This is a genomic window from Pseudomonas sp. A1230, from assembly GCF_044218825.1.
Classification (GTDB): Bacteria; Pseudomonadota; Gammaproteobacteria; order Pseudomonadales; family Pseudomonadaceae; genus Aquipseudomonas; species Aquipseudomonas iridis.
On the sequence record NZ_CP162582.1, the window covers coordinates 270,030 to 292,068 of the forward strand.

General features: G+C 60.4%; 19 protein-coding genes. 12 read left to right on the plus strand and 7 right to left on the minus strand.

Going from position 1 to position 22,039, the window contains the following annotated elements:
- Positions 1-46: 46 nt before the first annotated feature.
- Complete coding sequence (locus tag AB4P97_RS01235; protein WP_047299892.1) at positions 47-391, minus strand: hypothetical protein; 345 nt, start codon at positions 389-391, stop codon at positions 47-49.
- A gap of 212 nt (positions 392-603) precedes the next feature.
- On the opposite strand from AB4P97_RS01235, the gene ppc reads away from it, so the two are divergent.
- The 7 genes from ppc (at position 604) to AB4P97_RS01270 (ending at position 7,907) form a co-directional block, all read left to right on the plus strand.
- Positions 604-3,234, plus strand: a complete 2,631-nt coding sequence (ppc, locus tag AB4P97_RS01240; protein WP_042560801.1) for a phosphoenolpyruvate carboxylase — start codon at positions 604-606, stop codon at positions 3,232-3,234.
- A gap of 301 nt (positions 3,235-3,535) precedes the next feature.
- Positions 3,536-4,183, plus strand: a complete 648-nt coding sequence (gene adk / locus AB4P97_RS01245; protein ID WP_042560800.1) for an adenylate kinase — start codon at positions 3,536-3,538, stop codon at positions 4,181-4,183.
- Between the two features lie 93 nt (positions 4,184-4,276).
- Positions 4,277-4,951 carry a tRNA (adenosine(37)-N6)-threonylcarbamoyltransferase complex dimerization subunit type 1 TsaB gene (gene tsaB, locus AB4P97_RS01250; protein WP_395599300.1) on the plus strand — a complete coding sequence of 225 codons (675 nt, stop codon included), beginning with the start codon at positions 4,277-4,279 and terminating at the stop codon, positions 4,949-4,951.
- A gap of 222 nt (positions 4,952-5,173) precedes the next feature.
- The gene (locus AB4P97_RS01255) at positions 5,174-5,482 is read left to right on the plus strand and encodes a hypothetical protein (protein WP_047299894.1); all 309 of its coding nucleotides are present in this window, start codon (positions 5,174-5,176) and stop codon (positions 5,480-5,482) included.
- Positions 5,482-6,342 carry a DUF72 domain-containing protein gene (locus AB4P97_RS01260; protein WP_042560797.1) on the plus strand — a complete coding sequence of 287 codons (861 nt, stop codon included), beginning with the start codon at positions 5,482-5,484 and terminating at the stop codon, positions 6,340-6,342. Before AB4P97_RS01255 ends, AB4P97_RS01260 begins: the two co-directional genes overlap by 1 nt.
- A gap of 33 nt (positions 6,343-6,375) precedes the next feature.
- Positions 6,376-7,212: an oxaloacetate decarboxylase gene (locus tag AB4P97_RS01265; protein WP_395601974.1), complete on the plus strand. Its 837-nt coding sequence runs from the start codon at positions 6,376-6,378 to the stop codon at positions 7,210-7,212.
- 2 nt (positions 7,213-7,214) lie between these two features.
- Positions 7,215-7,907: an extensin family protein gene (locus tag AB4P97_RS01270; RefSeq protein WP_395601975.1), complete on the plus strand. Its 693-nt coding sequence runs from the start codon at positions 7,215-7,217 to the stop codon at positions 7,905-7,907.
- Positions 7,908-7,910: 3 nt separating this feature from the next.
- On the opposite strand, the gene AB4P97_RS01275 is transcribed toward AB4P97_RS01270, so the two are convergent.
- Positions 7,911-8,531 (minus strand): hypothetical protein, encoded by a 621-nt coding sequence (locus tag AB4P97_RS01275; RefSeq protein WP_042560794.1) that lies wholly within the window; start codon positions 8,529-8,531, stop codon positions 7,911-7,913.
- Between the two features lie 92 nt (positions 8,532-8,623).
- Here AB4P97_RS01275 and AB4P97_RS01280 point away from each other — a divergent pair, with 92 nt between their 5' ends.
- Complete coding sequence (locus AB4P97_RS01280) at positions 8,624-9,406, plus strand: class I SAM-dependent methyltransferase (protein ID WP_115146447.1); 783 nt, start codon at positions 8,624-8,626, stop codon at positions 9,404-9,406.
- A gap of 312 nt (positions 9,407-9,718) precedes the next feature.
- Here AB4P97_RS01280 and AB4P97_RS01285 read toward each other — a convergent pair whose 3' ends face one another.
- The gene (locus AB4P97_RS01285) at positions 9,719-10,354 is read right to left on the minus strand and encodes a TetR/AcrR family transcriptional regulator (RefSeq protein WP_115146374.1); all 636 of its coding nucleotides are present in this window, start codon (positions 10,352-10,354) and stop codon (positions 9,719-9,721) included.
- Positions 10,355-10,448: 94 nt separating this feature from the next.
- Here AB4P97_RS01285 and AB4P97_RS01290 point away from each other — a divergent pair, with 94 nt between their 5' ends.
- The 3 genes from AB4P97_RS01290 (at position 10,449) to AB4P97_RS01300 (ending at position 17,172) form a co-directional block, all read left to right on the plus strand.
- Positions 10,449-11,561: an efflux RND transporter periplasmic adaptor subunit gene (locus tag AB4P97_RS01290; protein WP_395601976.1), complete on the plus strand. Its 1,113-nt coding sequence runs from the start codon at positions 10,449-10,451 to the stop codon at positions 11,559-11,561.
- 6 nt (positions 11,562-11,567) lie between these two features.
- Positions 11,568-14,636: an efflux RND transporter permease subunit gene (locus tag AB4P97_RS01295; RefSeq protein WP_261735062.1), complete on the plus strand. Its 3,069-nt coding sequence runs from the start codon at positions 11,568-11,570 to the stop codon at positions 14,634-14,636.
- A gap of 2,278 nt (positions 14,637-16,914) precedes the next feature.
- Positions 16,915-17,172 (plus strand): DUF6124 family protein, encoded by a 258-nt coding sequence (locus tag AB4P97_RS01300; protein ID WP_395601977.1) that lies wholly within the window; start codon positions 16,915-16,917, stop codon positions 17,170-17,172.
- A 59-nt stretch (positions 17,173-17,231) separates the two neighbouring features.
- Here AB4P97_RS01300 and AB4P97_RS01305 read toward each other — a convergent pair whose 3' ends face one another.
- Genes AB4P97_RS01305 through plsB form a run of 3 tightly spaced genes read right to left on the minus strand, consistent with a single transcriptional unit; the run spans position 17,232 to position 20,866 of the window.
- On the minus strand, positions 17,232-17,921 hold the full coding sequence (locus AB4P97_RS01305; RefSeq protein WP_042557857.1) for a DUF4197 domain-containing protein: 690 nt from the start codon (positions 17,919-17,921) through the stop codon (positions 17,232-17,234).
- Between the two features lie 21 nt (positions 17,922-17,942).
- On the minus strand, positions 17,943-18,341 hold the full coding sequence (locus AB4P97_RS01310; protein ID WP_115146377.1) for a YbaY family lipoprotein: 399 nt from the start codon (positions 18,339-18,341) through the stop codon (positions 17,943-17,945).
- A gap of 23 nt (positions 18,342-18,364) precedes the next feature.
- Positions 18,365-20,866, minus strand: coding sequence for a glycerol-3-phosphate 1-O-acyltransferase PlsB (gene plsB, locus AB4P97_RS01315; RefSeq protein WP_395601978.1), 2,502 nt, complete (start codon positions 20,864-20,866; stop codon positions 18,365-18,367).
- Between the two features lie 503 nt (positions 20,867-21,369).
- Between plsB and AB4P97_RS01320 the strand changes: the two genes are divergently transcribed.
- Positions 21,370-21,579: a cold-shock protein gene (locus tag AB4P97_RS01320; protein ID WP_010462862.1), complete on the plus strand. Its 210-nt coding sequence runs from the start codon at positions 21,370-21,372 to the stop codon at positions 21,577-21,579.
- A gap of 69 nt (positions 21,580-21,648) precedes the next feature.
- Here the strand turns inward: AB4P97_RS01320 and AB4P97_RS01325 are convergent, their stop codons facing one another.
- Complete coding sequence (locus AB4P97_RS01325; protein ID WP_016985110.1) at positions 21,649-22,026, minus strand: hypothetical protein; 378 nt, start codon at positions 22,024-22,026, stop codon at positions 21,649-21,651.
- Between the last annotated feature and the right edge of the window lie 13 nt (positions 22,027-22,039).

The following is a 22,039-nucleotide window of genomic DNA, read 5'->3' on the forward strand; positions in this document are numbered from 1 at the left end:
ACGCCATCGCTGGCAAGCCAGCGCCCACAGGTTTTGTGTTGTTCCGTCAGTGTTTCTGCTTGTTTTCAGCCGATGACAAATCCTGCAAATGCCGCCGCGACAGCGCCAGAAAACGGGGCGTCGGCCCGACGTCTTCATACAGCGGATCACCTTCCTCATCCGTCGCAACCACAGTCGAGCCTTTCACATACGGCAGGCTCGCTTCGAACTCTTCAAGGGCTGCACCGATCAGTTCGCCGAGGAGTTCTTCAGGGTGGCGTTTGGGGTACATCTCGGCAATCGCTGCCAGACGCGCAGCGGCCTCGACGTCCAGATGAATCGTGTAGCCAGTGTCGGTCAGGCGACCCTTGGCGTTTTCTTCCCAATGCTGGGCGAGTTCACGGATTTTCATGATGACCTCATGTCGCACCTGCTGTAGCAGGCTTGGGTGAGTGTCCGGCGGGGCCGGCGGCAAGCCTTTATGCGGCTTACTGTTGAGACTAGCTTTCGGCCACAAGGTTTAAAGTCCCTTCGTCGCCTGCTTGTAAGAAGCGCTGTAGAGCGGCACTCTCTCAGTCATGCACTCGTTTCTAGGCCGCCCGGATTACCGCTGGAGAACTGCTGATGACCGATATTGATGCACGCTTGCGCGAGGATGTTCACCTGCTCGGAGAGCTGTTGGGCAATACCATTCGAGACCAGTATGGCGAGGAATTTCTCGACAAGATCGAGCAGATTCGCAAGGGCGCCAAGGCCGACCGCCGCGGCTCGATGGATGCAGAACTGAGCGCCAGCCTCAATCAATTGAGCGAAGACGAATTGCTCCCGGTGGCGCGGGCGTTCAACCAGTTTCTCAATCTGGCAAACATCGCCGAACAGTATCAGTTGATCCATCGTCGCGAAGAGTCGCAGCCCGCGCCGTTCGAATCCCGTGTATTGCCGCAGTTGCTCGCTCGTTTGCGCAACGAAGGCCACAGCGCCGAATCCCTCGCCCGACAACTTGGGCGACTGGAAATCGAACTGGTGCTGACCGCTCACCCGACCGAAGTGGCGCGGCGCACGCTGATCCAGAAGTACGACGCCATCGCCGCGCAACTCGCCGCACAGGATCATCGCGACCTGACCAGCGCCGAACGCGAGCAGATTCACAACACCCTGCAACGGCTGATCGCCGAAGCCTGGCACACCGAAGAAATCCGCCGCACCCGCCCGACGCCGGTGGATGAGGCCAAGTGGGGTTTTGCGGTCATCGAGCACTCGCTGTGGCAAGCGATTCCCAACCATATGCGCAAGGCCGATCAGGCATTGCATGCCGCGACAGGCCTGCGTTTGCCGCTGGAGGCTGCGCCGATTCGCTTTGCCTCGTGGATGGGCGGCGACCGTGACGGCAACCCGAATGTCACCGCTGCGGTGACTCGTGAAGTGTTGCTGTTGGCGCGCTGGATGGCCGCTGACTTGTACTTGCGCGATATCGATCATCTGGCTGCCGAGTTGTCGATGCAGCAGGCCAGCGACGCACTCAAGGCCCAGGCGGGTGACAGCGCCGAACCGTATCGGGCGGTACTCAAGCAATTGCGCGAACGCCTGCGCTCCACGCGCAACTGGGCCCATGCAGCGCTGACCGCACCGACGCCGGCGCCAGCGGATGTGCTGCAAAACAATCGTGATCTGCTTGATCCGCTGGAGCTGTGTTTCAACTCGTTGCATGAATGCGGCATGGGCGTGATCGCCGACGGCCCATTGCTTGATTGTCTGCGCCGGGCGGTGACGTTCGGCTTGTTCCTGGTGCGCCTCGACGTGCGTCAGGACTCGACACGGCACAGTTCGGCGATGACTGAAATCACCGATTACCTGGGCCTTGGTCGCTACGAGGATTGGGACGAAGAGCAACGCATTACCTTCCTGACCCACGAACTGAGCAATCGTCGACCGTTGTTGCCAGCGCATTTCAAGCCGTCCGCCGACACCGCCGAAGTGCTCAACACCTGCAAGGAGATCGCCGCCGCGCCCGGCGCTTCGCTGGGCTCTTACGTGATCTCGATGGCGGGCGCTGCCTCCGACGTACTTGCCGTACAGTTGCTGCTGAAAGAATCCGGCGTGCTGCGGCCGATGCGTGTGGTGCCATTGTTTGAAACCCTCGCCGACCTCGACAACGCAGGCCCGGTGATGGAGCGCCTGTTGCTGCTGCCGGGGTACCGCGCACGGTTGCAAGGTCCGCAGGAAGTGATGATCGGTTACTCCGATTCCGCCAAAGATGCGGGCACCACCGCAGCGGCGTGGGCGCAATATCGCGCCCAGGAACGGCTGGTGGAAATCTGCCGTGAGCAGCAAGTCGAACTGCTGTTGTTCCATGGTCGGGGCGGCACTGTCGGCCGTGGCGGTGGTCCGGCGCATGCGGCGATTCTGTCGCAGCCGCCGGGATCGGTAGCGGGGCGGTTCCGCACCACCGAGCAGGGAGAAATGATTCGTTTCAAATTCGGCCTGCCGGACATCGCCGAGCAAAACCTCAATCTGTACCTGGCGGCGGTGCTCGAAGCGACGCTGTTGCCACCGCCGCCGCCAACACCGGAATGGCGCCACTTGATGGACGAATTGGCCGCTGATGGTGTCAGCGCCTATCGCCAGGTCGTGCGGGAAAATCCGCAATTCGTCGAGTATTTCCGCCAGTCCACTCCGGAGCAGGAACTGGGGCGCTTGCCATTGGGCAGTCGTCCGGCCAAGCGCCGCGCGGGTGGCATCGAAAGTCTGCGAGCGATCCCGTGGATCTTCGGCTGGACACAAACACGGCTGATGCTGCCCGCCTGGCTCGGTTGGGAGTCGGCGCTGAGCAAAGCGCTGGAGCGCGGCGAAGGCGAATTGCTCGGGCAGATGCGCGAACAATGGCCGTTCTTTCGTACGCGCATCGACATGCTGGAAATGGTTCTGGCCAAGGCTGACGCCGATATTGCGCTGTCCTACGACCAGCGCCTGGTCGAGCCGGACCTGCTGCCGTTGGGCGCGCAGTTACGCGACCTATTGTCGCAGGCGTGCGCAGTCGTGCTTGGGCTGACCGGGCAGTCGCAGCTGCTAGCGCATAGCCCGGACACCCTGGAATTCATCCGCCTGCGCAATACCTACCTCGACCCGCTTCATCTATTGCAGGCCGAATTGCTCGCCCGTTCGCGACAGCAGAATGTCGAGCAGGGCAGCCCTGTGGAGCAGGCGTTGCTGGTGTCTGTGGCGGGGATTGCCGCCGGTTTGCGTAATACCGGCTAAGGTTTTTTCGGCGGGGCAGGGCACCCGGTGCATGCGTCGGGTGCTGCTGAATATTTTCAGCAAATGTTTCGCCAAGCGACAGTTAATGACGGGGTTGCGACTTGGGTCACCGCGTCCCAAAGTCGCGGCGGGCGTCGGTTTCTCCGACTTTTGGCGTCTTGTGTGGGCGCAGCCTGCTGTGTATCTTGATCAGCCTTTGGCCGTTTGTGCGGCCACGACCCGTATTTTTCAGGATTCGTCCCAAGAGGCGAGGCCTTTGTTTTGTAAAAGCTTTTTATAAAAAAATTGAGGAGCACATCTAATGCGCGTCATTCTGCTGGGAGCTCCCGGGGCCGGTAAAGGTACTCAGGCTAAGTTCATCACCGAGAAATTCGGCATTCCACAAATTTCCACTGGCGACATGCTGCGTGCAGCGGTCAAGGCCGGTACTCCGCTGGGCGTTCAAGCCAAGAGCATCATGGATGCCGGCGGCCTGGTGTCGGATGACCTGATCATCGCACTGGTTCAAGACCGCATCGCTCAACCTGATTGCGCCAACGGTTTCCTGTTCGACGGCTTCCCGCGCACCATTCCGCAGGCTGAAGCACTGGTGACCGCCGGTGTCGAACTGGACGCCGTGGTTGAAATCGCCGTTGAAGACGAAGAGATCGTTCAACGCATCGCCGGTCGTCGCGTTCACGAGGCCAGCGGCCGCGTTTACCACATCGTCTACAACCCGCCGAAAGTTGCCGGCAAAGACGACATCACCGGTGACGAACTGGTGCAGCGCAAGGACGATACCGAAGAAACCGTGCGTCATCGCCTGTCGGTCTACCATTCGCAAACCAAGCCACTGGTGGACTTCTATCAGAAGCTGTCCGCTGCCAACGGCAAGCCAAAGTACAGCCACATCCCGGGCGTTGGTTCGGTAGAAGCCATCACCGCCAAGGTGCTTGAAGCGCTGAGCTGAAAAGTCTGAGTGGCGGCATCATCCACGGCCCGCTTGCGGGCCGTAGTTGTTTATACTGACGCACTTTTTTCCCCACCTGTTTTGGAAACATCGATGAGCACCTTGCTGGCCCTGGACACCGCGACTGAAGCTTGCTCCGTTGCCTTGCTGCATGACGGCAAGGTCACGAGCCATTACGAGGTGATCCCGCGCCTGCACGCGCAGAAACTGCTGCCGATGATCCAGCAATTGCTGGCCGACGCCGGCACCACGTTGCAAGCGGTTGACGCAATTGCCTTCGGCCGCGGCCCGGGTGCGTTTACGGGGGTGCGCATCGCCATTGGCGTGGTGCAGGGGCTGGCGTTCGCGCTGGATCGTCCGGTGTTGCCGGTGTCCAACCTTGCCGTGCTCGCGCAGCGCGCATTTCGTGAGCATGGCGTGAGCCAGGTGGCCACGGCCATCGATGCGCGGATGGATGAAGTGTATTGGGGCTGCTACCGCGAAACGGCGGGTGAGATGCGTCTGGTCGGAGCTGAAGCGGTGTTGCCGCCGGAAGTCGCGGCACTGCCGGCCGATGCCAGCGGCGACTGGTTCGGTGCGGGCACCGGTTGGAGTTACGCCGAGCGCATCGCGGTCAATCCGACCGGCTCCGATGCCGGCATGCTGCCTCACGCTGAAGACCTGCTGACGCTGGCGCGATTTGCCTGGGAGCGTGGTGAGGCGATCCCGGCGGATGATGCACAACCTGTTTATCTGCGCGACAAAGTCGCCACCCCTAAAGCCCGTTAAGCCTTTAAAAGATCGCAGCCTTCGGCAGCTCCAGCAGGGATCGTATTCCAATTGTAGGAGCTGCCGAAGGCTGCGATCTTTTGATCTTCCAGGCGCCAATCGTCAGTTTCTGATCCCGCGTTTTAAACCTTTTGCTCTTTATGTGTTCTAGTTATCACTCGGCAGTTTGCTAAGTCGGTCAAGTGCCGCTAAATTGCCATCATTGATACCGAGCATGACTTTATGCGTATAGACGGCGTTTCCACTCAGTCCTACCCCATCAAGCGCAAGCCTCGCAAAGGCAATCCGGCGCTGGACGAATCCGTTGATGTTATCGACGGCGAGCTGGAATTCCCGACTGAAGAGCAACTGGCCGCCCGCGCTGCCAAAGCCTCTGCGCAACGCCTGGCCAATCTGCCCGCCCGTCAGCAAGACATGATCTACCACCGAACGATGAAGAAAAGTGTAGCGATGGCACTGGCCAGCTACCTCAGCACCGCCGGTTTTGTGGATTGGGACGCGGATGTGCTGGGCCTCGATCTGTACATCTGATGGATCTGCCTTACTACCTCGGTTGCCCGTCCTGGAGTGAAAACGCCTGGCGCGAGTATCTTTACCCGGTAGATGCAAAAACCTCCGATTTCCTCAGCCTCTATTCCCAAGTGTTCAACGCGGTGGAAGGCAACACGACGTTCTACGCCAGCCCTTCGCCCGCCACCGTGCAGCGTTGGGCCGAGATCATGCCTGCGCATTTTCGCTTCACCGCCAAGTTCCCCGGCGACATCAGTCACGGCGGCGATTTGCGTGAGCAACTGACCGCCGCCGAAACCTTCCTGCAATTACTCAAACCCCTCGGCGAGCGTGTATCGCCGCTGTGGCTGCAACTGTCGAAAGGTTTCGCACCGCATCGGCTGCCGGAACTGGCGGCATTCATCGATGCGCTGGACTGCCCGCTGGCGGTGGAAGTGCGCCACGAGCAGTTCTTCGCCAAGGGCGAGAGTGAGCGATTGCTCAATCGTCTGCTGCTTGATCGGGGCGTGGAGCGTATCTGCCTCGATCCGCGTGCGCTGTTCAGCTGCCTGTCGACCGACTCTTCGGTCATCCACGCACAATCGAAAAAACCACGAGTACCGACGCGTCCGGCGGCGTTCACGCAGTTCCCGCAAGTGCGCTTTATCGGCCATCCGGAACTGGAAGCCAACGATCCGTTTCTTGTGCCTTGGGTGGCGAAAATTGCCGAGTGGATTGAAGAGGGCCGCACGCCGTACATCTTCCTGCACACCGCCGACAACCTGCTGGCAGCAAAGCTCGCGCAACGTTTTCACGCACAACTGATGCAACGTTTGCCTGGCCTGCCATCTCTGCCTGAGCTATACAGAGAGCCCGCCGCGGAGCAACTTGGCCTGCTCTGAGGCAGATTCGTTTTCCTGCCCCGGAGCCAGCCGATGGACGCGCAAGCCCTTACCGAACAAGCCCGTAAAGCCCAAGCCTTCAAAGCCCTGCATGAGCGTTCGGGGATTTTCGTCATTCCCAATCCGTGGGATGCCGGCTCGGCGAAGATGCTTGCAAGCCTGGGTTATCAGGCATTGGCGACCACCAGCGCAGGTTATGCGTTTTCCCAGGGCAAAGCCGATGGTGCCTTGAGCCTGGATGACACCTTGGCCAACGTCCGGGCGATAGTCGCATCGACCGATTTGCCGGTGGCGGTGGATCTGGAAAACGGTTTCGCCGACGACCCGGCCGAGTGCGCGAAGAGCTTGTTGCGTGCAGCAGAGGCGGGCGCGGTTGGCGGTTCGATCGAGGATGCCACGGGCCGCGCAGACGCGCCGATCTATTGCTTCGAACACGCTGTGGCGCGCATCGAAGCCGCAGTTGCCGCGGTGCGCACGCTGCCGTTTCCCTTTCTCCTGACGGCGCGGGCGGAAAACTATCTGCACGGCAATCCCGACATCAACGACACTATCCGCCGCTTGCAGGCCTTTGCCGAGGCCGGCGCCGACGTGCTGTATGCGCCGGGTTTGCGCACCGCCGAAGAGGTGATTGCAGTGGTGCGCGCGGTGGCGCCGAAACCGGTCAATGTGTTGATGTCCGGCGGTTTGAAACTCACTGTGCAGCAACTCGAAGAAATGGGCGTGCGCCGGATCAGCACCGGTTCGGCACTTGCACTGGCGGCGTTCGGTGAGTTTTTCCGTGCGGCTGAAGAGATCCAGCAGTCCGGCACCTTCGGCTTCACTTCGCAGTCGATGCCGTACGCCAAAGCCAATCAGTTTTTCAAAGGCTGAGCATGGGACGTTGGATTGCGCTGTTTATTCTGCTGAGCATCGGCGGTGCTGCGATCAGTGTCTGGCGTGGTTGGCTGGAGGTGCCGGCGCAATTTAATCCTTGGGCGCCGCTGGACGTGAAAGCCCCGCCTAACTGGCTGACCGGCTACAAGCTGATGCGCTTGCGCGGCGATCCCGAACTCTGCGCCCAGGCACTGCGCAGTTCCGCATTGCGCGTCACGCCGCAGTCCGACAGCTCTGGTGCCAAGTGCCCGCTGATCGGCGCTTTGCGCGTGCAGGGCGGCGAGGTGGCGCTGAGCAGCAGCTTTCTCGCCAGTTGTCCGCTGGCAGTCGCGTACGCGATGTTCGAACGGCACTCGCTGCAACCCGCCGCACAGGCCATTTACGGCCAGAACGTCGCGCGTCTCGATCACCTCGGCAGCTTTGCCTGTCGCAATATCTATAACCGCGAGAGTGGCGCGCTCAGCCGCCATGCCAGTGCCGATGCACTGGATATTGCCGGTTTTCGGCTGGCCGATGGCCGGACCGTCAGCGTGCTCAAAGACTGGCCCAAGCAAAATCAGGACGCACAGTTTCTGCGTCAGGTGCGCGACGGCGCCTGTGAGGCGTTCAGTGTGGTGTTGAGCCCGGATTACAACGCCGCCCATCGCAATCACTTTCATGTCGATGTCGGGCGCTGGAGCGTGTGTCGCTGAGGTTTAAGCGGCGATGCGTAGGTTCTGCAGAACAATCGGGCGTGCCCAGCCGTTATCGAAGTCCAGGGCTTTCTGCTGCTCGACGATTTCTTCCGGCGGGAATGGCGGGTAAGGCTTTTGCAGCAGGTCCAGGTCGAACTCGGCAATCGGCAAATACAGCGGACGCTTCTGCGGTGCAGCACCCGGTTCCGGAATCGGTTGACCGTTGTTGATCACGATCGGACGAACCCAACTGCTGTCGAAGTCCTGCTGCCCTTGTTGAGCCTTGATTTCTTCTGGCGGGAACGGTGGGAACGGTTTGTCCAGCAGCTCCATTTCGAACTCGGCGATCGGCAGGAACAGCGGCTCTGGCGGACGCACCTGGGTTTCAACCACATCGCATTCGCGCTGGCTGATGATGTGTGCGTGCAGTTCGCTGCCGACGGTCGGTTCTTCTGGGCTGGTCAGGTCAACCGGGGGAAACGTGCCGCAGGCCGGCACCACATCACTCGTCTGCTCGGCCATCGCCTGGGCAAAGAAATCCTGCCACAGGTGGCTGACGCCGCTCAGTGCTTGAGTGTTATGACGGCTGAAATCGCCATGGGGCGAGATGTAGCCAATCGATGTGGGAAGAATGCCTGACATTTTTTTCGGTTGACGCTCAGCTCTGGCAAAATGCGCGTTGAATGAGTTATCGGCGGTTTTTGCCGATCCTTAAATTTTTGAGCGTGTTTTCCATGACTGAGCAACCCGCGGCCTGCCGCATCCATGTCGAAGCTCTCGGCCCGACGTACGCAGCGCAAGCCGAGCAGTGGGCCGAGCGCCTGGGCCTGCCGCTTGAAGTGGTCGACGGCGAGTTTGCCTTGCAGGTCGGCGAGCAGGGTTTGCAACTGCAACAACTGGGACCGGACGCGCCGGGGCCGGTGCGCGTGGACTTCGTCGAGGGTGGCGCGGCGCATCGTCGGTTGTACGGTGGTGGCAGCGGGCAGATGATCGCCAAAGCTGTCGGCGTCGCTCAAGGCGTGCGCCCGCGGGTGCTGGATGCGACGGCGGGTCTGGGCAAGGATGCGTTCGTGCTGGCCAGTCTGGGGTGCGAGATGAGCCTGATCGAGCGTCAGCCGCTGATCGGTGCCTTGCTGGAGGATGGTCTGGCGCGTGCGGCGGAAGATTTCGATGTGGCGCCGATCGTGGCGCGGATGACGTTGCTCAAGGGCAACTCCATCGAGGTCATGCGCAACTGGGAAGGCGAGCCGCCGCAGGTGATCTACCTCGACCCGATGTTTCCCCATCGCGAAAAAACCGCACTGGTGAAGAAGGAAATGCGCCTGTTCCGGCCGCTGGTAGGCGATGATCCGGATGCGCCCGCGTTGCTTGAAGCGGCGCTGGCGCTGGCGACGCACCGCGTGGTGGTCAAGCGCCCGCGCAAGGCACCGTGTATTGAGGGGCCGAAGCCGAGTCATGCGCTGGATGGCAAGTCCAGCCGGTATGACATCTACCCCAAGAAAGCGCTCAAACCTTAATACCGAGTCGCTGCCAATCGCTGGCAAGCCAGCTCCCACAGGTTTTTGCGGTGTGCACACAAGTTGTGATCACACCCAGCTCCCACAGGTTTTTGCGGTGTGCACACAAGTTGTGATCACACCCAGCTCCCACAGGTTTTTGCGGTGTGCACACAAGTTGTGATCACACCCAGCTTCCACAAGTTTTTTGCGGTGTGCACACAAATTGTGCTCACACCCAGTTCCCAAAGGGGGAGTGTGAACTACTGATCACACGATGATCCCTGTGGGAGCTGGCTTGCCAGCGATGGCGTCAGTCCAGTCGCCGCAAAGTCAGGGCCGATACGCCCGCATAAACAACCCCACCACTTCCCGCACATGGCTCTCTGAAACTTCCTCACCCAACGGCTCACCACAGCCATACAACAAGCGGAAATTCCCCGCGCCCTTGATCAAGCAGAAAAAATGCTCCGCCGCATTGCGAGGAAGATCAATGCTCAGCGCGCCGCTGTCATGGATCTGCGTCAACAGCCGCTCCATGCCCTGCACCATGCGCTGCGGGCCTGCCTCGAAGAAGATCAGCGACAGCTTCGGATCCTGACTGCCCAGCGCCATGATCAGGCGATGCAGATTCACCGATTCGTCGCTGTTGATCAGCTGATGAAAGCCTCGGGCAATGTTCAGCAACACCTTTTCCACGGCGATGCCGGCCGGTAATTCGAAGAACAGCGGCGGCAATTGCTCCTCGCATTTGGCCATCACGGCGGCGGAGAACAGCGTCTCCTTGTCGTTGAAATGGCTGTAGACCGTCAGTTTAGAAACCCCCGCCTCGGCGGCCACCGCGTCCATGCTGGTGTTGGCATAGCCGTGACTCAGAAACAGAGTTTTCGCCGCATCGAGGATGGCCTGGCGCTTGGCCAGATCCTTGGGGCGGCCCGGGCCGTTTGGAGCTGAAAGATTGTTCGACATTCTTCGCTTTTATTACTGGACTGGTGAGTTTGCTATTAATAACATACCCGCCAGTATAATTATTCCAAGCACCATTAGCGAAAGGTCCGTCATCATGTTCCGCCATGCACTGCACCTCACGTGGCCATTTGCATTGCCAGTCAGTCTGGTTTTTTTATTGTCCGCGTGCGGCCAGGAAGAGGCGGCGCAAGTCACCGTACGACCGGCCATGGTGGTGCACCCAGAGCCTTCGGCGCAGGCGATGGAAAGTTATCCGGGCGAGGTTCGCGCTCGCTACGAACCCGATCTGGCGTTCCGCATTGGGGGCAAAGTCAGCCGACGACTGGTCGATGAAGGTCAGCGTGTGAAGGCTGATCAACCCCTCGCCGAACTCGATCCGCAGGACGTGCGCCTGCAACTGGAAGCCACCCGCGCTCAGGTTTCCGCCGCTGAAGCCAATCTCAACCTCGTCCGTGCCGAGCGCGACCGCTCCAAAACCCTGATGGATCGGCAGATGGTCAGCCGCTCCGCGTACGACAACGCCGAAAACCTCTACCGCTCCGGCGAAGCCCGCCTCAAACAGATCAAAGCCGAATTCAACGTCTCGACCAATCAGGCCAGTTACGCCGTGCTGCGCGCGCCACAGGATGGCGTGGTGGCCAAGCGTTCGGTCGAAGTAGGGCAAGTGGTCGCCGCCGGGCAAACCGTGTTCACCCTCGCCACCGATGGCGAACGTGAAGTGCTGATCAGCCTGCCGGAGCAAAGCTTCGGCCGCTTCAAAGTCGGGCAACCGGTGTCGGTGGAACTCTGGACCCAGCAGAATCAGCGCTTCGCCGGGCAGATTCGTGAGCTGTCGCCGTCTGCCGACCCAAGATCGCGCACCTTCGCCGCGCGAATTTCCTTTACCAGCGGCAAGGTCCCGGCCGAACTGGGTCAGAGCGCCCGGGTGTTTGTGCAATCGGCCGATGCCGTGTCGCTGTCGGTGCCGCTCTCGGCGCTGACCGCTGAAAATGGCGCGACCTATGTCTGGGTCGTTGGCGCCGACAACACATTGAAGAAAACCCCGGTGCGTGTCGGCCCGTTCGGCGAGAAAGTCGTGCCGGTGCTCGAAGGCTTGAACGCCAATGATTGGGTGGTCGCCGCTGGTGTGCATGTACTGCTCGAAGGGCAGCAGGTGCGACCCGTTGATCGCTCCAACCGTGTGGTCAATCTGGCGGACAAGGAGTAAGCCCCGATGCGCTTCAACCTTTCTGAATGGGCGCTGCGTAATCGCCAGATCGTACTGTTCCTGATGCTTTTGCTGGCCATCGTCGGTGCTTTGTCCTACACCAAGCTCGGCCAGAGCGAAGACCCGCCGTTCACCTTCAAAGCCATGGTCATCCAGACCCGCTGGGCGGGCGCGACGGCGCAGGAAGTCTCGCGCCAGGTGACTGAGCGCATCGAAAAGAAACTGATGGAAACCGGCGAGTACGAACGCATCGTTTCCTTCTCGCGTCCCGGCGAATCTCAGGTCACGTTCATTGCTCGCGACTCGATGCATTCCAAGGACATTCCCGAGCTCTGGTATCAGGTGCGCAAGAAGATCGGCGACATTCGCCAGACCTTGCCACCGGGGATTCAGGGGCCGTTTTTCAACGATGAATTTGGCACCACCTTCGGCAATATCTACGCGCTGACCGGCGACGGTTTCGACTACGCCGTGCTCAAGGATTACGCCGACCGCATCCAGATTCAGCTGCAACGAGTCAAGGATGTCGGCAAGGTCGACTTGCTTGGTTTGCAGGACGAGAAGATCTGGGTCGAGCTTTCCAACGTCAAACTCGCCACTCTCGGTTTGCCGCTGGCGGCGGTGCAACAGGCGCTGGAAGAGCAGAACGCGGTGTCCACCGCTGGCTTCTTCGAGACGGGCAGCGAGCGCTTGCAGCTACGGGTCACGGGGAATTTTCAGACAGTCGACGAGATCAAGAACTTCCCGATCCGCGTTGGCGATCGAACGTTCCGTATCTCCGATGTTGCCGACGTGCGGCGCGGTTTCAACGATCCGCCGGCGCCGCGCATGCGCTTCATGGCTGAAGACGCAATTGGTCTGGCCGTGGCGATGAAGGACGGCGGCGACATTCTGGTGCTCGGCAAGGCACTGGAAGGCGAGTTCTCGCGGATCCAGAAAAACCTTCCGGTCGGCATGCAATTGCGCAAAGTCTCCGACCAGCCAGCAGCGGTAAAAACCGGGGTCGGCGAGTTTGTTCAAGTGTTGGTCGAGGCGCTGGCGATCGTGTTGCTGGTGAGTTTCTTCTCCCTTGGCGTGCGCACCGGCATGGTCGTGGCACTGACCATTCCGCTGGTGCTGGCGATGACCTTCGCCTGCATGTATTACCTCGGCATCGGCCTGCACAAGATCTCCCTCGGTGCGCTGGTGCTGGCGTTGGGGCTGCTGGTGGATGACGCGATCATTGCCGTGGAAATGATGGCGATCAAAATGGAACAGGGCTTCGATCGCATTCGCGCGGCGAGCTACGCCTGGACAAGCACCGCGTTCCCGATGCTTACCGGTACGTTGATCACCGCCGCTGGCTTCCTGCCGATTGCCACGGCGCAGTCCGGTACTGGCGAATACACCCGTTCGATTTTTCAGGTCGTGACGATCGCGTTGCTCGCTTCATGGGTGGCGGCGGTGGTGTTCGTGCCATATCTGGGGGAAAAACTCCTGCCGGATCTGGCGAAAATTCATGCGGCTAAACATGGCACTGCCGATGGTCAGGCGGACCCGTATGGCACGCCGTTCTATCAGCGGGTTCGACGTGTGGTGGAGTGGTGTGTGTCGCATCGCAAAACCGTGATTGTGTTGACGGTCGGGCTGTTTATCGCCTCGGTGGTGTTGTTCCGTTTCGTGCCGCAGCAGTTCTTTCCGGCCTCCAATCGGCTGGAGTTGATGGTCGATCTGAAACTGGCTGAGGGTGCGTCGCTGGCCAATACCACTGGCGAAGTCAAACGCCTGGAAGCGATGCTCAAGGAGCACGCCGGTATCGACAACTATGTGGCGTATGTCGGCACGGGGTCACCGCGTTTCTACCTGCCGCTGGATCAGCAACTGCCGGCGGCGAGCTTCGCCCAGTTTGTCGTGTTGGCGAAAAACATCGAGGAGCGTGAGGCGCTGCGGGGCTGGCTGATCAGTACGCTCAACGAGCAATTCCCGGCACTGCGTTCGCGAGTCACGCGTTTGGAAAACGGCCCGCCGGTTGGCTATCCGGTGCAGTTCCGCGTCACGGGTGAGCACATCGAAGAAGTCCGCGCGCTGGCGCGCAAGGTGGCGGCCAAGGTTCGCGAGAACCCGCATGTGGCCAATGTGCATCTGGATTGGGAAGAACCGAGCAAGGTTGTGTACCTGAACATCGATCAGGATCGCGCTCGGGCACTTGGGGTGAGCACCGCCAATCTGGCGAAATTCCTGCAGAGTTCGCTAACCGGATCGAGCGTCAGTCAGTATCGCGAAGACAACGAATTGATCGAGATTCTGCTGCGCGGCACGGTGCATGAGCGCACCGAGTTGTCGTTGTTGCCGAGCCTGGCGGTACCGACTGATAACGGTCGCAGTGTGGCGTTGTCGCAGGTCGCCACGCTCGAATATGGTTTTGAAGAAGGCATCATCTGGCACCGTAATCGTCTGCCGAACGTGACCGTGCGTGCGGACATTTATGGCAAGGAGCAGCCAGCGACGCTGGTGAAGCAGATCATGCCGACGCTGGATTCGATTCGCGCTGAATTGCCGGACGGTTATCTGTTGGATGTCGGCGGTACGGTGGAGGACTCGGCGCGTGGGCAGAAGTCGGTGAACGCCGGGGTGCCGATGTTCATCGTTGTGGTGCTGACGTTGCTGATGGTGCAACTGCGTAGCTTCTCGCGCACGGCGATGGTGTTTTTGACGGCGCCGTTGGGGTTGATCGGGGTGACGTTGTTTTTGATGGTGTTCCGTCAGCCGTTCGGGTTTGTGGCGATGCTGGGGACGATTGCGCTGTCGGGGATGATCATGCGCAATTCGGTGATTCTGGTGGATCAGATTGAGCAGGATATTGCCTCGGGTTTGAAGCCTTGGCAGGCGATTATCGAGGCGACTGTGCGGCGTTTTCGGCCGATTGTGCTGACGGCGCTGGCGGCGGTTCTGGCGATGATTCCGTTGTCGCGCAGTGTGTTTTTCGGGCCGATGGCGGTGGCGATCATGGGTGGGTTGATTGTGGCTACGGCTCTGACGCTTTTGTTTTTGCCTGCTTTGTATGCGGCTTGGTTTCGGGTGCGTCGGGAGGGGTGAGCCTTGGCGGCCTTTGGGCCGACCATGCTCTGGGGTTTTTGGGTGAATATCCGTTTCTGCGGGTGTTGCCGCTGGCGGTTTCGCTCTTACAGCGAGTCCCTTTGGCAAACGCCCCAAAGGAACCAAAGGTCTGGGCCCCGGCGTTCGGCCCGCTCGCTGGGGCTCGGGGTTCCTTCGCTCCGGAATTGATCCGGGGGCATCGCTTCCGGTTTGCTTCGCTGCACCTCCTTTCGATGTATTCGACTTCGTCGAACGGCGCTTCGCGCCCACCCCCGGATCAATCCCTCCACTCAGCCTGCCGAAGGGGCCGGTACGGCAAGATCAAGAGCTGCAGCCGAGCTAACGCTCATCCTGTTGAGTGGTGAGAAGCGAAGCGAAGCGAAGCGGGGCGGGGGGTGGGCTGTTTTTGCTTTGGCTTTGGCTTTGGCTTTTGCTTTGGCTTTTGTTTTTCTGTGGGAGCGAGCCTGCTCGCGAAGGCAGCCTGACAGCCGACCGATTTCTGCCTGAATGCGCGCGGCCGAAATTGTGGGAGCTGGCTTGCCAGCGATGGCGTCCTCATAGGCTCCCGGTTTTCTATCTGAATGCCCCGAACTCAAATTGTGGGAGCGAGCCTGCTCGCGAAGGCGGCCTGACAGCCGACCGATTTCTGCCTGAATGCGCGTGGCCGATATTGTGGGAGCTGGCTTGCCAGCGATGGCGGCCTGACAGGCTCCCGGTTTTCTATCTGAATGCCCCGCGCCCAAATTGTGGGAGCGAGCCTGCTCGCGAAGGCGGCCTGACAGCCGACCGATTTCTGCCTGAATGCGCGCGGCCGATATTGTGGGAACTGGCTTGCCAGCGATGGCGTCCGACAGGCTCCCGGTTTTCTATCTGAATGCCCCGAGCCCAAATGGTGGGAGCGAGCCTGCTCGCGAAGGCGGCCTGACAGCCGACCGATCTCTGCCTGATTGCGCGCGGCCGATATTGTGGGAACTGGCTTGCCAGCGATGGCGTCCTCATAGGCTGCCGGTTTTCTATCTGAATGCCCCGAACTCAAATTGTGGGAGCGAGCCTGCTCGCGAAGGCGGCCTGACAGCCGACCGATCTCTGCCTATTGCGCGCGGCCGATATTGTGGGAACTGGCTTGCCAGCGATGGCGTCCTCATAGGCTCCCGGTTTTCTATCTGAATGCCCCGACCTCAAATTGTGGGAGCGAGCCTGCTCGCGAAGGCGGCCTGGCAGCCGACCGATCTCTGCCTGAATGCGCGTGGCCGAAATTGTGGGAGCTGGCTTGCCAGCGATGGCTTCCGTCAGGCCCCCGGTTTTCTATCTGAATGCCCCGAGCCCAAATTGTGGGAGCGAGCCTGCTCGCGAAGGCGGCCTGACAGCCGACCGATTTCTGCCTGAATGCGCGCGGCCGAAATTGTGGGAGCTGGCTTGCCAGCGATGGCGTCCTGACAGGCCCCCGGTTTTCTATCTGAATGCCCCGAGCCCAAATTGTGGGAGCGAGCCTGCTCGCGAAGGCGGTCTGACAGCCGACCGATCTCTGCCTGAATATGCGCGGCCGAAATTGTGGGAGCTGGCTTGTCAGCGATGGCGTCCTGACAGGCTCCCTGTTTTCTATCTGACTACGCCGAGCCCAAATTGTGGGAGCGAGCCTGCTCGCGAAGGCGGTCTGACAGCCGACCGATTTCTGCCTGATTGCGCGCGGCCGAAATTGTGGGAGCTGGCTTGCCAGCGATGGCGTCCTCATAGGCTCCCGGTTTTCTATCTGAATGCCCCGAGCCCAAATTGTGGGAGCGAGCCTGCTCGCGAAGGCGGCCTGACAGCCGACCGATCTTTGGCTGAATGCGCGCGGCCGAAATTGTGGGAGCTGGCTTGCCAGCGATGGCGTCCTCATAGGCTCCCGGTTTTCTATCTGAATGCCCCGAACTCAAATTGTGGGAGCGAGCCTGCTCGCGAAGGCGATCTGAAAAGCAAAGTTGTTTAACGGTGTGACGAAAACTCAGAACCTTCCCACATGTTTTTCAGGTTGTCCGTCGGACGTGCGATCTCTAGCCTTTGGCCGTCGCTGCAAAAATCAGCGACCGGGTTTCGCAGCCCGGTTAAACTTCAGACGCACAGCGTCCACCATCCGAAAACGGGCGCTTTTTATGCCTTTGTCATGGCGGCTGTGCGCGGGATACCTTCGGGTATGCCGGGTGCCTGAAGTCCCGGTCTGCGAACCTGCGTACAGCTGCCACCTATCATTCGTTTCGCAGCGAACGGTGGCGGCTCCACCACTTCAGGAGATTTCGCCATGTTCAAACCCACGCCAAACCAGCCCAAACCCGTCAATCATCCCAGCACGATCTTCACTGTCCTCCCCGAAGTCGATTCCGAAACACTACTCGCTCACGCCTGTGAAACGCTGGCCTCAGCCAATATCATGGCCACGGAACTGGCGTTCACCCTGAGTGGCCCGACGTGTAATCATCTTTTGGGTATTCAGCAAATGATCTCCCTCGCAGAGCTGTCGGTGAACCGCGTCCTCGATCAAGTCGATCCGCAAATCTGACGCCCAACAAAAAGCCCGCTGAACCTGTGAGGTTCAGCGGGCTTTTTGTCGTTCAGAACTTACAACGTGCCGAACACTTTCTTCGCCAGACTCGTCGCCGCAGCGGCCGGGTTCTTGCGCAGGGTTTCTTCCTGTTTGCCGATCATTTCAAACAAGCCGTTGAGCGCTTGCTCGGTGACGTAGTTTTCGACGTTGGCGCTTTTCGCGTCGACAACGCCGAAGGTCGCGGCCTGGCCGGCGAAGGCGTTGTACTTCTGCGCTACGCCAACCTTGTCGGTCGCCTGTTTGACGATGGGCAGGAATTTGGCGCGGATCTGTTCGCGGCTGGATTTGTCCAGGTATTGGGTGGCCGAGTCGGTGCCGCCGCTGAGGATGCCTTTGGCGTCGGCGACGCTCATTTTCTTCACGGCGTCGACGAGGATCGGCTGCGCCTGGGTTACGGCAGTTTCCGCGGCTTTGTTCATGGCGGTTTCCAGCTCTTCGACCTGGGCGCCCATGCCGAAGGCTTTCATCTTGCTGGCGGCTTTGCCGAGTTTGCCGGGCAGTTCGATTTTCACGTCAGGGTTGTTGCTGAAGCCGCCCGGGGTACCTAATTGTTTGACGGCCAGTTGCGCGCCTTGGGTCAGGGCATCCTTGAGGCCGCCGGTGGCGTCTTGCTGCGACAGGTCGGCGAGCGACAGCGCCAGCACGTTGGCGGAGATCATCAGGCCCGCGCACAGGCCGGCGAAGCGAAGGGTAGGGCGGAACATGGCAGCTTCCTTGATAGGCAATTAGCGAATGGCGTCGACGCGGATTTTCAGCGGCTGCGGATCGTTGCCGTCGAGTTGCACGGCGTGGTTTTCGGTGGTGATGAACATCAGTTCACCGTTGACCTCGATGCGTGCGCTGACCGAATAGCGGTGGCCGGGTTTGACTTGCGCCGGATCGTAGGTCAAGTGGAACGGCAGTGGCACCTGACCTTTGACCGGGCCTTTCTGTTCATCGAGCACCACGGCCGGGGCGTCGGCCAGCGATACGTCTTGCAGGCTCACGCTCAGGGTGGCGCTCGGTGGCAGGGCGATGCGTTGCAGGTAGAACACTTCGCCGTCGAGGCTGGCCTTGCCGGCGGGTGTGGTCGATTGGCAGGCGCTCAATAGGGTGGCGGCTGCGAGCAGGGTGAGTTTTTTCATGACTGATTTCCTACAGGTAAGCATCAAACTTCGGGCTCTGCGGTGGCTTGATCGGCCGCATCTTCACTGCGATGCAGCGCCACCTGACGGATCGATAAACGAATCTCCGCCGGTAACACGCGTTTGGCCGCGCCTTCGGCCAGTTCGCCGAGCAGTTCGTGGTAGCTCAGTTTACCGGCGTCGTCGCGACGCAAAACGTCGAGGTCGAGCAGGGTCTGGATGAAATGGCGGAACAGGCTCTTGTCGAAGAATTCCGGGGCATTGAGGCCGTGCAGGATAGACAGGCGCTGGGCCATGACGGTGCACAGGTCTTCCAGTTCTTCGGCGCTGATGGTGTTCTGCCCGGCGTTGAGCAGCAGCGACACGGTCATGTAGAAGCGCTGCAGGGTCTGCGCGATGCTTTTCGACAGCAGGGTCAGCAACACGAAGTGCCGCGAACTTGGCGCGGGACGCATGTACACCTCTTTCTCGAAGCGCAGCAGACCTTGCTCGACAAACGCGTCCAGCCACTGATCGACCACAGCGTCGAGTTCGTCCAGGGTCCAGCGGATGAACAACTCCGATTGCAGGTACGGGTACAGGGCGCGGGTGTAGCGCAGGATCTGTTCGCGGCTCATGCGCGAGGTGCTCTGGAAGAAGCTCGCCAGCAGCGACGGCAGCGCGAAAATGTGCAGCACGTTGTTGCGGTAGTAGGTCATCAGGACGGCATTTTGCTCGTCGAGATAGAGAATCTTGCCCAGCGCATCGTTCTGCTCGGACAGCAGGTCCATGTCCTTCACATGCTCGATCAGCGCGCGGCCATCGCCTTCGGGCAGCGTGGTGTGCGGCGAGTAGGGAACCTTGCGCAAAAGCGCCAGGTACAGATCCAGCACCCGTGCCATCGCCCGATCGTCCAGCGCCAGGCGTGTGGTCGACAGGAGGGCGAGCGCGACCAGATTCACCGGGTTGATCGCCGCCGCTTCGTTCAGATGCTGCGCGACTTTTTCGCCGAGGCGATTGGTGGTTTCGTTGAGCCACGCCGGTTTGAATTGCGGACCGAGTTCCTGTTGGCGCCAGTCCGGTTGCTCGCTGTCGAGGAATTCCGCCAGTTTGATCGGTTCGCCGAAGTTGACCGCGACCTGACCGAAGCGCTGCTTGAGTGCGCCGATGACTTTGAAGATGTCGAAGATCGACTCTTTCTTCTTGCTCGCGCCGCGCAGCTCACCGAGGTAGGTGCGACCTTCCAGCACCCGCTCGTAACCGATGTACACCGGCACGAACACAATTGGCATCCGCGACGAGCGCAGGAAACTGCGCATCGTGATCGCGAGCATCCCGGTTTTCGGTTGCAGCATGCGTCCGGTGCGCGAGCGACCGCCCTCGACGAAGTATTCGACCGGGAAACCTTTGGTGAACAGGGTGTGCAGGTATTCGTTGAACACCGAGGTGTACAGCGGGTTGCCCTTGAACGTGCGGCGCATGAAGAACGCGCCGCCACGGCGCAGCAGGCTGCCGATCACCGGCATGTTCAGGTTGATCCCGGCGGCGATGTGCGGCGGGGTCAGGCCGTTGCGGAACAGCAGGTACGAGAGCAGCAGGTAGTCGATGTGGCTGCGGTGGCACGGCACGTAGATCACTTCGTGACCCTGCGCGACTTTCTGTACGCCTTCGATGTGGTTGACCTTGATGCCGTCGTAGATTTTGTTCCAGAACCAGCTCAGCACCACTTCGAGAAAGCGGATTGCGGTGTAGGTGTAGTCCGAGGCGATCTCGTTGCCATAGCGCAGGGCCTGGGCCTTGGCTTTTTCCGGCGAAATGTTTTCGCGTTCGGCTTCGTCGAGGATCGCTTGCTTGACCAGCGGCTGGTTGAGCAGACCCTTCACCAGATTACGCCGGTGGGAAATGTCCGGGCCGATAACGGCGGCTTTGAGATTGCGAAAGTGCACGCGCAGGATTCGCTGGGCCATGCGCACGGTGCGTTCGTGGCCCTTGTTGTGATCGATCAGTTCGCGCAGATGAATTGGCGCGGAGAATTGCACGCGGGTCTTGCGCCCGAGAATCATGATGCTCAGCAGTCGACGCAAGCGTCCGGTGACTGCCCAGCTGTCTGCGAACAATAGCTTCCACGGACTCGATTCGCTGTCCGGCGACTGGCCCCAGAACACACTGACCGGAATGATCTGCGCGTCTTCGGCGGCATTCTGGGTGAGGGCGCTGACAAGGCGCGTCAGGGTCGGCGGCGCGCCGCGTTTGTCCTGACGGCCAAGCCAGTCCGGGTCCGGCGTCAGGTAGAAGAACGCGGCCGGCTCCAGCAGATTACCCACCGACACCGGCAGCACCGGCCGTGGCAGGCCGGCCTTGGTGCACTCGGTGTCGAGCACGGCCAGATCGGTCAGCGAAGGGTTTTGCAGGACGTAGAACACCGGACGACTGCGGTCGAGGTTGAGGGTGAACGACGACTGGTTGATGGTCTCCGAGCGAACCCAGAGATACAACAGTCGGCGCAAGGTGCCAAACACAAGACGGCGGAACGGGGAACGGGTCATACGGCTTCTGCGTGAGTGGATAAAACCGAGCGTTTGCTCGGGTGGGCAGGGGGCGTTCTTCATGAGTTTTCGTGCCGCGCCGTGCCTGCTGCTGTGCAGGGCAAGGCGCGAGAAGCGTGGTTTGGTCATTCCAAACAAGCTTCGAGCAACGCAGCCCTGCACAACAGCAGGCGCGGCCCTTCGGGTTGTGCCTTAAAGCGGACCAGGCTGCGTTGCAGGCCTTGGAAAGGGAACAACCATTCCCAGCGGCCTGCGCCTTGCCTGGTCCGCTTTAAGGCGACAACGCGGCGCGAAAACTCATGAAGAACGCCCCCTAGTGTGCCGGATTAGGCGAAAATCGGCAAAAAAGCGGCGAAGTAATCTCCTGTTGAGAGTTTTTGCGCCTGTCATATACTCGGCGGTCTGTCGTCGCGGCCCTTTAATGGCCGTCGGACGCAGGCTGGCGTTCCTCAAAGGCTTTCCTGCGAAAAGCCTGTCCAATAATAAAAAAGGAGTATGAACAGATGGCAACACGTGAAACCGGCAACGTGAAGTGGTTCAACGACGCCAAGGGCTACGGCTTCATTCAGCGCGAAGACGGGGTGGACGTGTTCGTGCACTACCGCGCAATTCGCGGCGAAGGGCACCGCTCGCTGGCGGAAGGTCAGCAGGTCGAGTACGCCGTGGTGACGGGGGAGAAGGGTTTGCAGGCTGAGGATGTAGTCGGGCTGTAGGCTTGAGCTACAAGCTACAAGCGGTCAGCTCGAGGCTTGTAGCTTGTAGCTTGTAGCTTGCAGCTGCTTTTACGCCGTTTTCCAGGTGATCTCTTCTTCACCGTCTTCGCTGATGCGCATCCAGCGATCCGCCGTCTCCTCACCTTCTTCCTCGACCCACGTGCCCGGCGCGCAACGCACTTCGACGTTCAGCGCGGCAAAGGCTGCGCGGGCGCAGGCGATGTCGTCGTCCCACGGGGTCTGGTCGCTTTCCAGGTACAGGCTGTTCCACTTGCCCACGGCTTTTGGCAGCCAGGTGACCGGGACGTTGCCGGCCTTGCACTTGTAGGTCTGGCCCTTCTGTACCCAGTCGCTGCACGGGCCCAGCGCGGCGCCGAGCCAGGCGGAGATGGCCTTGTGGTCGACGTCGGCGTCTTTCAGGTAAATCTCGATGTCCGGTTGGCGCATGGATGTCCTCACT

What these genes read in the sequence shown, in the direction of transcription:
- AB4P97_RS01235 (WP_047299892.1), bottom strand. Translation starts at nt 391, where the DNA reads ATGAAAATCCGTGAACTCGCCCAGCATTGGGAAGAAAACGCCAAGGGT.
- ppc (WP_042560801.1), top strand. Translation starts at nt 604, where the DNA reads ATGACCGATATTGATGCACGCTTGCGCGAGGATGTTCACCTGCTCGGA.
- adk (WP_042560800.1), top strand. Translation starts at nt 3,536, where the DNA reads ATGCGCGTCATTCTGCTGGGAGCTCCCGGGGCCGGTAAAGGTACTCAG.
- tsaB (WP_395599300.1), top strand. Translation starts at nt 4,277, where the DNA reads ATGAGCACCTTGCTGGCCCTGGACACCGCGACTGAAGCTTGCTCCGTT.
- AB4P97_RS01255 (WP_047299894.1), top strand. Translation starts at nt 5,174, where the DNA reads ATGCGTATAGACGGCGTTTCCACTCAGTCCTACCCCATCAAGCGCAAG.
- AB4P97_RS01260 (WP_042560797.1), top strand. Translation starts at nt 5,482, where the DNA reads ATGGATCTGCCTTACTACCTCGGTTGCCCGTCCTGGAGTGAAAACGCC.
- AB4P97_RS01265 (WP_395601974.1), top strand. Translation starts at nt 6,376, where the DNA reads ATGGACGCGCAAGCCCTTACCGAACAAGCCCGTAAAGCCCAAGCCTTC.
- AB4P97_RS01270 (WP_395601975.1), top strand. Translation starts at nt 7,215, where the DNA reads ATGGGACGTTGGATTGCGCTGTTTATTCTGCTGAGCATCGGCGGTGCT.
- AB4P97_RS01275 (WP_042560794.1), bottom strand. Translation starts at nt 8,531, where the DNA reads ATGTCAGGCATTCTTCCCACATCGATTGGCTACATCTCGCCCCATGGC.
- AB4P97_RS01280 (WP_115146447.1), top strand. Translation starts at nt 8,624, where the DNA reads ATGACTGAGCAACCCGCGGCCTGCCGCATCCATGTCGAAGCTCTCGGC.
- AB4P97_RS01285 (WP_115146374.1), bottom strand. Translation starts at nt 10,354, where the DNA reads ATGTCGAACAATCTTTCAGCTCCAAACGGCCCGGGCCGCCCCAAGGAT.
- AB4P97_RS01290 (WP_395601976.1), top strand. Translation starts at nt 10,449, where the DNA reads ATGTTCCGCCATGCACTGCACCTCACGTGGCCATTTGCATTGCCAGTC.
- AB4P97_RS01295 (WP_261735062.1), top strand. Translation starts at nt 11,568, where the DNA reads ATGCGCTTCAACCTTTCTGAATGGGCGCTGCGTAATCGCCAGATCGTA.
- AB4P97_RS01300 (WP_395601977.1), top strand. Translation starts at nt 16,915, where the DNA reads ATGTTCAAACCCACGCCAAACCAGCCCAAACCCGTCAATCATCCCAGC.
- AB4P97_RS01305 (WP_042557857.1), bottom strand. Translation starts at nt 17,921, where the DNA reads ATGTTCCGCCCTACCCTTCGCTTCGCCGGCCTGTGCGCGGGCCTGATG.
- AB4P97_RS01310 (WP_115146377.1), bottom strand. Translation starts at nt 18,341, where the DNA reads ATGAAAAAACTCACCCTGCTCGCAGCCGCCACCCTATTGAGCGCCTGC.
- plsB (WP_395601978.1), bottom strand. Translation starts at nt 20,866, where the DNA reads ATGACCCGTTCCCCGTTCCGCCGTCTTGTGTTTGGCACCTTGCGCCGA.
- AB4P97_RS01320 (WP_010462862.1), top strand. Translation starts at nt 21,370, where the DNA reads ATGGCAACACGTGAAACCGGCAACGTGAAGTGGTTCAACGACGCCAAG.
- AB4P97_RS01325 (WP_016985110.1), bottom strand. Translation starts at nt 22,026, where the DNA reads ATGCGCCAACCGGACATCGAGATTTACCTGAAAGACGCCGACGTCGAC.